Origin of the sequence: Rhodopseudomonas sp. AAP120 (genome assembly GCF_001295845.1) — a bacterium.
Taxonomy (GTDB): Bacteria; Pseudomonadota; Alphaproteobacteria; order Rhizobiales; family Xanthobacteraceae; genus Rhodopseudomonas.
The window spans coordinates 93,050-103,817 of the sequence record NZ_LJIC01000124.1 but is presented as its reverse complement, the minus strand read 5'-3'; the positions used below and the strand labels follow the sequence as shown (position 1 = coordinate 103,817).

General features: G+C 66.0%; 8 protein-coding genes. 4 read left to right on the top strand and 4 right to left on the bottom strand.

Features of this window, described 5'->3' with window-relative positions; all coding sequences use genetic code 11:
- A partial coding sequence (locus IP86_RS19145; RefSeq protein ID WP_197279897.1) for an alpha/beta fold hydrolase occupies window positions 1–393 on the bottom strand: 393 nt, incomplete at its 3' end.
- A 61-nt stretch (window positions 394–454) separates the two neighbouring features.
- On the opposite strand from IP86_RS19145, the gene IP86_RS19140 reads away from it, so the two are divergent.
- Window positions 455–1,024, top strand: coding sequence for a TetR/AcrR family transcriptional regulator (locus IP86_RS19140; protein ID WP_054164010.1), 570 nt, complete (start codon window positions 455–457; stop codon window positions 1,022–1,024).
- Window positions 1,025–1,104: 80 nt separating this feature from the next.
- Here the strand turns inward: IP86_RS19140 and IP86_RS19135 are convergent, their stop codons facing one another.
- From IP86_RS19135 to IP86_RS19125, 3 genes are all read right to left on the bottom strand, one after another.
- Window positions 1,105–3,459 carry a DUF3141 domain-containing protein gene (locus tag IP86_RS19135; protein WP_054164009.1) on the bottom strand — a complete coding sequence of 785 codons (2,355 nt, stop codon included), beginning with the start codon at window positions 3,457–3,459 and terminating at the stop codon, window positions 1,105–1,107.
- A 74-nt stretch (window positions 3,460–3,533) separates the two neighbouring features.
- Complete coding sequence (locus IP86_RS19130; protein WP_054164020.1) at window positions 3,534–4,760, bottom strand: acetate/propionate family kinase; 1,227 nt, start codon at window positions 4,758–4,760, stop codon at window positions 3,534–3,536.
- A gap of 4 nt (window positions 4,761–4,764) precedes the next feature.
- A complete protein-coding gene (locus IP86_RS19125) occupies window positions 4,765–6,186 on the bottom strand; it encodes a bifunctional enoyl-CoA hydratase/phosphate acetyltransferase (protein ID WP_054164008.1) in 1,422 nt (473 codons plus the stop codon).
- 535 nt (window positions 6,187–6,721) lie between these two features.
- On the opposite strand from IP86_RS19125, the gene IP86_RS19120 reads away from it, so the two are divergent.
- Genes IP86_RS19120 through IP86_RS19110 form a run of 3 tightly spaced genes read left to right on the top strand, consistent with a single transcriptional unit; the run spans window position 6,722 to window position 10,768 of the window.
- Window positions 6,722–8,350: an inorganic phosphate transporter gene (locus IP86_RS19120; protein WP_054164007.1), complete on the top strand. Its 1,629-nt coding sequence runs from the start codon at window positions 6,722–6,724 to the stop codon at window positions 8,348–8,350.
- A 24-nt stretch (window positions 8,351–8,374) separates the two neighbouring features.
- Window positions 8,375–9,394, top strand: coding sequence for a transporter (locus IP86_RS19115; protein WP_054164006.1), 1,020 nt, complete (start codon window positions 8,375–8,377; stop codon window positions 9,392–9,394).
- Between the two features lie 12 nt (window positions 9,395–9,406).
- Window positions 9,407–10,768, top strand: a complete 1,362-nt coding sequence (locus tag IP86_RS19110; protein ID WP_245290673.1) for a carbohydrate porin — start codon at window positions 9,407–9,409, stop codon at window positions 10,766–10,768.

The window sequence follows — 10,768 nt, the reverse complement described above, 5'->3', positions numbered from 1 at the left end:
GGCCAGCCCCGGCAAAACCCCGCCGATGCTGTGACCAACGACGATCACCGGCTTGCCGTGCGCTCGGTCGCGGGCGAACCGCAGCACGGCGGCGAAATCGAGTTCACCCCAATCCCGCCAGCGATAGCCGCAGCCGCGGAGGCGTGCCGGACGCGAGCGGCCGATACCGCGATAATCATAGGTGACGACGTCGAACCCGTGTTCGGCCAGGAACGCGGCATAGCGGTGATAGTAGCGCGCGAGGACGCCGGTGGCAGGGTTGACGATGGCGGTGCCGATCGCCCGCGGCGTCGCCGCCCGGAACAGATCGCCACCGAGGACGACGCCGTCACGGCAGCGGATCTCGACGGCGTGCTTCTCCTGCGAGGAGGCGTTGGACGGAGCCTGGTTCATACCGCGAACGATAATGCGGACGTCGCATTGTGTATATTCACTGGTCGGTATACATGGAGGCATGACCAAGCCGCCGAGCACCACGCGCGATCGCATCGTCGAAGCCGCCGGAAAGCTGTTTCACCGCGACGGCATCCGCGCCGTCAGCGTCGACGCGGTGGCGGCGAAAGCCGGGCTGACCAAGCGGACGATCTACTATCATTTCCGCAGCAAGGACGACCTGATCGCCGCCTATCTGCAGACGCGCGACCAGCCCAATGTGGCGATCTTCCAGCGCTGGTTCGCGGAGGCCGAGGGCGACACCGCCGACAAGGTCAAGGCGATCTTCTGCCACCTCGCGGAGAACGCGCGCAACCCGCGCTGGAAGGGCTGCGGCTTTCTGCGGACCTCGGTGGAGTTGATGAATCTTCCCGGTCACCCGGCGATCCAGACCGGACGCGCCCACAAGAAGCGTACCGAGGACTGGCTGTGCGCGATCTTTGCGGAGGATCGCCCGGCGCTCCCAGCCCGCACGCTCGCACGCCAGATCGTGCTGCTGATCGACGGCGCGTTCTCGGTGGTGTTGCTGAACCGCGACGCCAGCTACATGGAAACGGCCGGAGAAGCCGCGGCCCGGTTGATCCGCGGCTGATGCAAAACATCACGCGAGACTAGGACGCCTGATCGGCGCAGCAGCCGGCCGATCAAGTCACCCCTGCCCTCAACGTTCGGTCAAGCCACGTCGCGAGCCGCCTCGGTCTCCTGCAGCGGATCACGCCCGGTGTCCGGCAAGGCGATCGGGGGCAGGCCGAGCGCCTCGCGCATTCGCTGCAACATCTTGATCGTATTCGGCTCCATCTCTTCGATCGCGCCGGCGATGAAATCCACCACCTCCATCGCCCTGCCGCGCTCGTGCTCAGGCAGCAGTTGGGCGAGCGTGGCAATCGCCCGTTCCGGCTCGAACTCCACGATGATCGACTGCTCGCGGATCAGCGCGGCGCGGCGCTCGGCGCCGAGCGACGCGAACGGCTCGTCGCGGGTCAGCACCTTGGCGGAGCGCTCCAGCCGGTCGCGCCGCACCGCGCCGCGCGATTGCGCCAGCAGGATCAGCATGCGGATCACCGCCTCTTCGAAAGCGCCGCGTTCGATGCCGAGCAGGATGGCCTGCACGTCGGGAAGATAGCGAAGCTCCTTGGGATCGCGGCGGGTACGCTGGAAGGCATGGCTGTTGGCGATGGCGTCAGCCTGCGGCGAGCCCCACAGCGACAGGAACGTCATCTCATAGGCGGTGTCGCGCAGATCACGCCACACATCGAACGCCTGAGTCACGCTCTTCGCCCACAACTTCTCCCACTCCAGGAACGGGTTGTCGGGCGCTGCCGGGACCCGCTCGGCGCGGGCTCGGTCGGCGGCATTGCGCAGCTCGCGGGTCAGCGGATTGTCATGAGCGAAGGCCGCCCGCTGCACCCGGGCCGGATGCGCACTCCGCATCGCCTTGGCCACCTCGTCGGCGGTGATCGCCTGCACCCACGGCCGCAAGGTCAGATCGTAAAGTTCGGCGCCGAGCTCGGACAGTCGCGCCACGGCGGCGAAGCCGCGCTCTTCGCTGCGATCGTTATCGTCGATCGCCAGAATGTCGCTGAGCTTGCGTTCGTGAAACGATACCCGGAACCGGGCATCGACGCCTTCGCCGAACTGCTCGTCGATCGTCATCTCGTACAGCCCCGGCGCGAGGGCCTCGATCGTCTTCATTGTCGACGCGACTTCGGCGTGTTCCTTCTTGGCGATCGACGACGACACGAAGATCCCGAGGTGCCCGACCTTGTCGTGCACCATGTAGACGATGCGCTGGCCGCGAATGCGGATCTCGTGCTCGTCGGCATAAGTGTCGACGATCCAGTTCAGCGCCTGCTGAGGCGGCGTGATGTTGTCGCCGCGGCTGGCGAACACGATGATCGGCGAGCGGATCGCCTTGAGGTCGAGCTGGCGGCCGCGCTCGATCCGCGCCTCGCCGCGCGACAGCCGGTTGCCGACGAACAATTGCTCGACGATCCAGCGGATCTCCTGCTCGTTCATGAAATGGAAGCCGCCCCACCAGCGCTCGAATTCGAGGAAGCTGGCGCGGCTCTTTTCCGGATCGCTGTAGAGATCGAAGTACTTGCCGAAGTAATTGCGGCCGGGATTGAGCAGCTCGAAATTCGACACCAGATGCACGCCGTCGAATTCGCCGCCGCCGAGATCCGACAGCAGCAGGGCCGGCAGGATGCCGCCGAGCAGACCGCCATTATAGCGCATCGGATTCTCGCCGAGCCGGCCCGACCAATACGCCACCGGCGCGCCATTGATCACCAGCGGCCCGGTAATGTCCGGATTGGCGGCGGCCAGCACCAGCGTCGCCCAGCCGCCCTGACAATTGCCGACGATGATCGGCTTCGGCGCCTGCGGATGGCGGCGCGCGATCTCGGCGACGAATTCCGCCTCGGCGCGCATCACGTCGGCCAATGTCTGGCTCGGCTCCGGATGCGGCCGGAACACCACGAAATACACCGGATGGCCGTCGCGCAGCGCGACGCCGACCTGGCTGTCCTGCTTGAAGCCGCCGATGCCGGCACCGTGGCCGGCGCGCGGATCGATGATCATATAGGGCCGCTTCCAGTCGTAGGTGACGACCCCCTCGGGCGCCAGGATCTTCAGCAGCACGTAGTTGACCGGCCGCGCCAGCGTCTTGCCATCCACCGCGACTTCGTGATCGTAGATCAGTACTGGCGGCGTGCCGGCGGCTTCATGCGCGGCGTCGTTCTCGGCGCGCTCGCGCAGCACGTCGAAGGTCAGCGCCAGGCGCTGACCGGCATCCACCGCGTATTCCTTGGCCTGATCGGCGATGCCGTTGCCGGCCGCATGGCCGAAGGCGCGGGTCAGCGCGGCGCCGTCGGCGATCAGCTCCTGCATCCGCCGACCATGATCGCGGGCGAAGCGCTCGACATGGTGGCTGAAGCTGAGCGCGACGCGCTGCATCTGCGTGGTGGCAACCTCCGCGGCCGCGAGTGTGCGGACGCTTGCGGTGGCGGGGCTGTAGGGCGACGGCATCGGCAGGTCCTTCCCTGAAGCGTCAGGCGGCTAATCTCAGGCAGTCATTTCAAATGGTTCGATGGGCCACGCCCTCAGGCCGTCAGCCGCGCGAATTGCAGGCCGCTCGGGCGCACGTTCAGCAGGCCCGCGACCTCGGCGGTGTGCTCGGCAATCATCCGGTCTTCGTCGGTGGGGATCACGAACACCACCGTCTGAGAGTCGGCCAGGCTGATGATCTGGGCATTGCGGCCGTTGGCCCTGCGGTCGAGATGCACGCCGAGCCAGCCCATGTCGCCGAGCACCTGCTCGCGGACATGCGTCGCGTGCTCGCCGATGCCGCCCGTGAACACGATGGCATCCACGCCGCCGATGGTCGCGGCGAGCCCGCCGATCTCGCGCCGGACCCGCGCGACGAAGTAATCGATCGCGTCATGTGCCGCCGGATCGCTCGAGGCTTCGAGCTCGCGCATATCGTGCGAGATCGCCGAGATCCCCTTTAGTCCCGACTGCTTGTACAGCAGATCGGTGATCTCGGTAGCGCTCATCCCCTTCTCGCTCATGAGATAAAGCACCACGCCCGGATCGAGCTGGCCGCAGCGGGTACCCATCGGCAGCCCATCGAGCGCGGTGAAGCCCATGGTGGAGGCGACCGAGCGACCGTCGCGCAGCGCGCACACCGAGGCGCCGTTGCCGAGATGCGCAATGATCACCCGGCCCCGCGACAGCCCCGGCGCCAGCAGCCTGAGCTTGCGGGAGACGAATTCGTAGGACAGGCCGTGGAAGCCATAGCGGCGCACACCATCGTCGTAGAACCGGCGCGGTAGCGCGAATGTATCGGCGACGAACGGATGGCTGCGGTGAAACGCGGTGTCGAAACACAGCACCTGGGCGGCGTCCGGAAAGGCCTGCAGCGCGGCCTCGACGCCCGCGAGATTGTGCGGCTGATGCAGCGGCGCCAGCGGGATGAAGGCGCGCAGCCGAGTCAGTACCGCAGCGTCGGCCAGCACCGGCTCCGCGTAGTCCGGCCCGCCATGGACGACCCGGTGGCCGACCGCGACGACGTCGCAGCCCTGCTCGTCGCGCTTCAGCCAATCCACCGCGAGCCCGAGCGCGGCGCGGTGATCGACGCTGCCGCGCGGCGCATCGACCGGCTGCGCGGTCGGATGGCCGCTGGCCGGACCGGCCATGAAGGTGGTGTCGTCACCGATGTCATCGACCTGGCCGTGCGCGAGGGGCAGCAATTGCCCGGCCGACAGCTGATAGGCCGAGAATTTGATCGAGGACGAGCCGGCATTGAGGCTGAGGATGACATCGACCATGGCGCTACTCCGCCGCAAGCGCGGCCGGAGCGGCGCCTTCGAAAGCACGGCCCTCGCGCCGCCAATGATCGTACAGCAGCGCCAGCGCGCAGGAGGCGAGCCGGGCGCGATCGTTGTCGGCGCGGCTGGTCAGCATCACCGGCACCTTGGCGCCAATGACGAGACCAGCGGCTTCGGCGCGCGCCACGAAGGTCAGTTCCTTCGCCAGCATATTGCCGGCTTCCAGATTGGGCACGATCAGCACGTTGGCATGGCCTGCGACCAGCGAGGCGATGCCCTTTGTCCGGGCCGCTTCCATGTCGATCGCATTGTCCATCGCCAGCGGGCCATCGACGATGCCGCCCTTGATCTGGCCGCGCTCGGCCATCTTGGCCAGCACCGCCGCGTCGAGCGTCGAAGGGATATTGGGATTGATGGTTTCGACCGCCGACAGCACGCCGACCCGCGGCCTGTCGATGCCGCAGGCGCGGGCGAGATCGATGGCGTTCTGGATGATATCGACCTTGGCCATCAGATCGGGCGCGATATTGATTGCAGCGTCGGAGATGAACAACACCTCGTCGAGCGTCGGCACGTCGAGCGCGAACACGTGGCTGATGCGGCCATGGCCACGCAGCCCGCCGTCCTTTTTCACCACCGCGGCGAGCAATTCGTCGGAATGGATCGCTCCCTTCATCACCGCGGCCGCCTCGCCGGCCAGCACCATCGCAACGGCGCGCGCCGCCGCAGCGCGATGATCGGTTTCGGCCGCAAGCGGCCAGCCGCTGATATCGGCATCGAGCTCACGCGCTGCCGCCGAAATGCGTTCCGGATCACCGATCAGGATCGGTTCGATCAACCCACGCTGAGCGGAGATCAGTGCGCCGCCCAGCGAGTTATGATCCTCCGGGCAGACGATCGCCGTCTTCAGCGCCGGCAATTGCGAAGCCAGATCGACCAAGCGCGCGAAGTGATCGGCGTGATCGACGATCAGCGCCGGCAATTCCCGCAGCGGGGTTTCGACCGCCACCGTCGGCGCATTCACAACGGCGACGCCCTCGCAGACGATCTCACCGGCCTCGTTGCGGATCGTCGCGGCAAACTCCGCAATGGGCTCGTCGCGCTTATCGCGACAAGTGACCGCGATGGTCAGCTTGTCGCCGACGTGGACACGCTTTTTGAAATCCAGATTCTGCGAGCGGTACAGCGTCCCCGGCCCCGGCAGCACGTTGCCGAGCACGGCCGAGATCAACGAGCCGACCCACATCGACGGCGCGACGACGTCGTGATGCGCCGCGCCGGGCGCATCGGGCAGCATCAGCGGATTGGTGTTGCCGGAAACATGCGCGAACAGGATCAGATCCTGCACGGCGCAGCGACGCTCGATCGAGGCGCTGTCGCCGACCTGCAGTTCGGTCCACGGCTTGTTGCGGATAGTTGGAGACATCGGCAGATTCTCCCGGCTTGCGCACAACTCGACCGCGACGGCTCAGCACTCGGTTTGGTCCAAGCGCGGCAAAGGACGCTCTCGATCGATGCTGAGCTGCATGCCTCGCCTGCGAAACACGCAGCACACTCGCATCCGCCGATATAGGGACGATGCATGACATCCGGTTGACTGCGATCACCGCGCAGCAGCGCTAACTACTTCGTTCCCGGCTTTCTTGCGCAGCTTTGAACGGACACGCGCGGGCTGGATCGGAATCGATCTAGCAGATTGGTACGTGAGTATTGCGCTGGCTCGGAGTAGTCGTCGCGTCACGTTGATACTTCAATGTCGCGAACCGACCCCATGCCTCAGTCGACCGGCTCGGACGCCACTCCGCCCCGCGGACTGAGGGCACGCCGGCTCACCGACGCGGTTCCCGCCACCGCTTCTCTTCGTGCCTCGTTTCGGACAATCTGCGCATTTTGTCGCAGGTGTCATCTAACCGTTAAATCAACCGATCAAGATCAGCCCACGATTAGTCGAGGGGCTTTGGATGACCGATTTCACTATCAATCAAACAATCGATGACAACGGCCCGATCCAGCCGGCCGGCCGGCCGAATTTGGACAAAGGGTTCAATCCGCTGACAATGATCCTGTTCGTCGGCATTCTTGCCGCCGGCATGTTGTTCGTCGCCTACAGCATTTATGTCGACGTGCAGGCCACCGGCGTTCGCGTCACGACATATGTTCCTTACTTGCTGCTCCTGGTCGCCCTGCTGATCGCGCTCGGCTTTGAATTCGTCAACGGCTTTCACGACACCGCCAATGCGGTCGCGACGGTGATCTACACCCACTCGCTGCCCGCCGAAGTCGCGGTGATCTGGTCCGGCGTCTTCAATTTTCTCGGCGTCATGGTGTCGACCGGAGCCGTCGCGTTCGGGATCGTGTCTCTGCTCCCGGTGGAACTGATCCTCCAGGTCGGCTCCAGCGCCGGCTTCGCCATGGTGTTCGCGCTGCTGATCGCCGCGATCCTGTGGAATCTCGGCACCTGGTACTTCGGCCTTCCGGCGTCCAGCTCGCACACGCTGATCGGCTCGATCATCGGCGTCGGCGTCGCCAACGCGCTGCTGCGCGGCCGCGACGGCACATCGGGCGTCGACTGGGGCAAGGCCACCGAGATCGGCTACGCGCTGCTGCTGTCGCCGCTGGTCGGCTTCGTCTGCGCCGCGATTTTGCTGCTGTTGCTGAAGCTGGTGGTCCGCAACCCCAAGCTCTACACCGCCCCGGAAGGCAACGCGCCGCCGCCGTGGTGGATTCGCGGCCTGCTGATCCTGACCTGCACCGGCGTCAGCTTCGCCCACGGCTCCAATGACGGCCAGAAGGGCATGGGCCTCATCATGCTGATCCTGATCGGCACGGTGCCGACCGCCTATGCGCTGAACCGCGCGCTGCCGGATTCCCAGATCGCACAGTTCGAGCGCACCTCGACGGCCGCCTCGGCGGTGATCTCCGCCAAGGGCGCCGGCCACAACATCATCGGCGATCCCCGTCCGGCCGTGACGCAATACGTGTCGCAGCACCACATCAGCGAAGGCACTTATCCGTCGCTGGCCGTGCTGGTGAAGGACATCGGCGATCAGGTGCAGCGCTACGGCTCGCTCAGCAAGGTGCCGGCAGAAGCGGTCGGCAACACGCGTAACGACATGTACCTGGCCTCGGAGGCGATCCGGTTCCTGATGAAGGACAAGGAGAACGACCTCTCCAAGGAAGAGGTCGCGACCCTCAACGCGTACAAGGGCTCGCTCGACAGCGCGACCAAGTTCATCCCGACCTGGGTGAAGATCGCGGTGGCGATCGCGCTCGGGCTCGGCACCATGATCGGCTGGAAGCGGATCGTGATCACCGTCGGCGAGAAGATCGGAAAGTCGCATCTGACCTACGCCCAGGGCGCGTCCGCCGAACTCGTCGCCGCTACCACGATCGGCGCGGCCGACATGTTCGGGCTGCCGGTGTCGACCACCCACGTGCTGTCGTCCGGTGTCGCCGGCACCATGGCGGCGAACGGTTCGGGCTTGCAGATGGCCACGATCCGCAATCTGCTGATGGCCTGGGTCCTCACTCTGCCGGCCGCGATCCTGCTGTCGGGGGCGTTGTACGTGCTGCTGTCGCGGGTGCTTTGACCCGCGGCAGGATCGAACGTCGACATGCAACAGTCGGTATCCACCGCCACCGCCGCGTCCTCGCCGCAGGACGATGCGCCCCTGCCCGGACTGGTATGGGCGTTCCGGTTCGGCGCGGACGGCACGGCGCGGCAGGTGCTCGGCGATGTGCTCGCCGCGCCCGAGCCAGGGGGGTGGTGCTGGCTGCACTTCAACCTTGCCGACACGCGTGCGCCGCAATGGCTCGCGTCCGCGGATTTGCCACCGCGGGCGCGGGATCTGCTGCTGTCGAAGGACAGCTATCAGCAGATGCACGGCTCTGAGGACTGCATCTACGGCGTCGTCGCCGACCTCAAGCGGGACATCGCCGAGATATCCGACGACACCGGCTATCTGCGGTTCGTGATGACGGAGAAGCTGCTGATCAGCGGCCGGCATCAGGCACTCTGTGCCGTCGATGCGACGCGGCGCGCGCTCGAGCATGGCCTGCGTATCGAGGGCACTGCAGCGTTGTTCGAGACCATTGTCGACGAGATCGCGCTCGCGCTCGAGAAGATGGTCGACAGCGCCGAGCACGAGCTCGACCATATCGAAGAAAAAGTGCTTTCGGACGACACCGTCGATGTCCGCCAGGGGCTCGGGCAGGTGCGGCGAACCTGCGTGCGGCTGCATCGACATCTGTCCGGCCTTCGGATCGTGCTGCACCGCTTCGAGCGGGACAGCCCGGCCGATCTCAAGCCCGGACTCCGGCTGCGCGCCGGCAAGCTGGCGCAGCGCCTCGACGGCCTCGATCACTCCGTCGTCGAAATGCGCGAACGCAGCCGGCTTCTGCAGGAAGAGCTGCATCTGCAGATCGAAGAGCAGACCAGTGACAGCCTGCGCGTGCTATCCGTGCTCACGGCTCTGCTGCTTCCCCCGACGCTGGTCACCGGCCTGTTCGGGATGAATGTCAAAGGGCTGCCGTTCACCGAAACCGACAGCGGCTTCCTCTGGGCGGTGCTGCTGCTCCTGTTGTCGTCGGCAGCCGCCTTCGTCGTGATGAAGCGGATCGGCTTGATCAGATAGTCCGGGTGCAGCGTGCCGAGATCCCTGCCGATCGCGGTTCGTGCGACCGCCCTGCTCGCCACCGTGCTGCTGGCCGTGCCGAGCGGGCCGGTGCGCGGCGACGAACGGACTGCGTTTGCTGCGAGGTCCGACCAGGAACTGCGGCAGCGCATGGCCGACTGGGGCGTGCAGTTCAACCTGACCTATATCGGCGAAGTCCTTGGCAACGTCTCCGGCGGCATCCGTACCGGCGCCGTCTATACCGGCCGCGCCGATCTCGGCACCACCATCGATCTCGACAGGCTGGTCGGCTGGAGCGGAGCGACGTTTCACGCCAACATGTTCCAGATCCACGGCGACGGGCTGTCGCGCAGCTATATCGGCAATCTAATGCTGGTCAGCGGCGTCGAGGCGCTGTCGGCGACGCGGCTTTACGAAATGTGGATCGAGCAGGCGCTGTTCGGCGGCCGGCTGCTGGTCCGGGTCGGCCAGCAGCCCTCCGACGTCGAATTCATCGACAGCAAATACGACGACATCTTCGTCAATTCGGCGCTGGGCTGGCCCGGCATCACCGGCATCATCCTGCCGAGCGGGGGCCCCTCGCCGCCGCTCGCTGCCCCGGGCGTGCGCGTCAAGGCGCAGCTCAGCGACAATCTCACAGCCTATCTGGCGGTGTTCGATGGCGATGCCGCGCCGCCCGGTCCGGGCGATCCGCAGATCAAGAACGCCAACGGGCTGGCGTTTCGTGTCAACGATCCGCCCTGGATCATCGGACAGCTCCGTTACGGCTTCCAACTCGGCGACGCGGCACTCCCGGGTACGATTGCCGCCGGCGCCTGGTATCATTTCGGCAGCTTCGATCATCTCAGCCGCGGCGCCGACGGCCGCGCGCTCGGCGATATTTCGGGCTCAGGCGAGCCGCTCTCACTGCAGCGCAACCAGGGCATCTTCGGCGTGGTCGAGCAGTTGCTGTGGCGCAGCCCGTTCGACCCGGCCAAGGGGCTCGGCCTGTTCGTGCGCAGTTCGGTTAGTCCGTCGGATCGCAATCTGATCAGCTTCTACATCGACGGAGGCTTGCAGCTCACCGGCTTCAGCACCAGCCGTCCCGACGACAAGATCGGGGTCGCGGCGACTTTCGCGCGGATCTCCGAAGGCGCTCGGCAATACGACCGCGACATCCAGCTCTATACCGGCGTGATGAGTCCGGTGCGCGATTTCGAAGCCGTGATCGAAGCGACCTACTGGGCGCAGCTCACGCCGAGCTTCGCGGTGCAGCCCGTGTTCGAATATGTGATCCATCCCGGCGGCGGCCTGGTCGACCCGCGCGACGCCACCGGAACGCGGCGAATTCGTGATGCCGTGGTGTTCGGCGTTCGCACCACGACGACGTTCTGA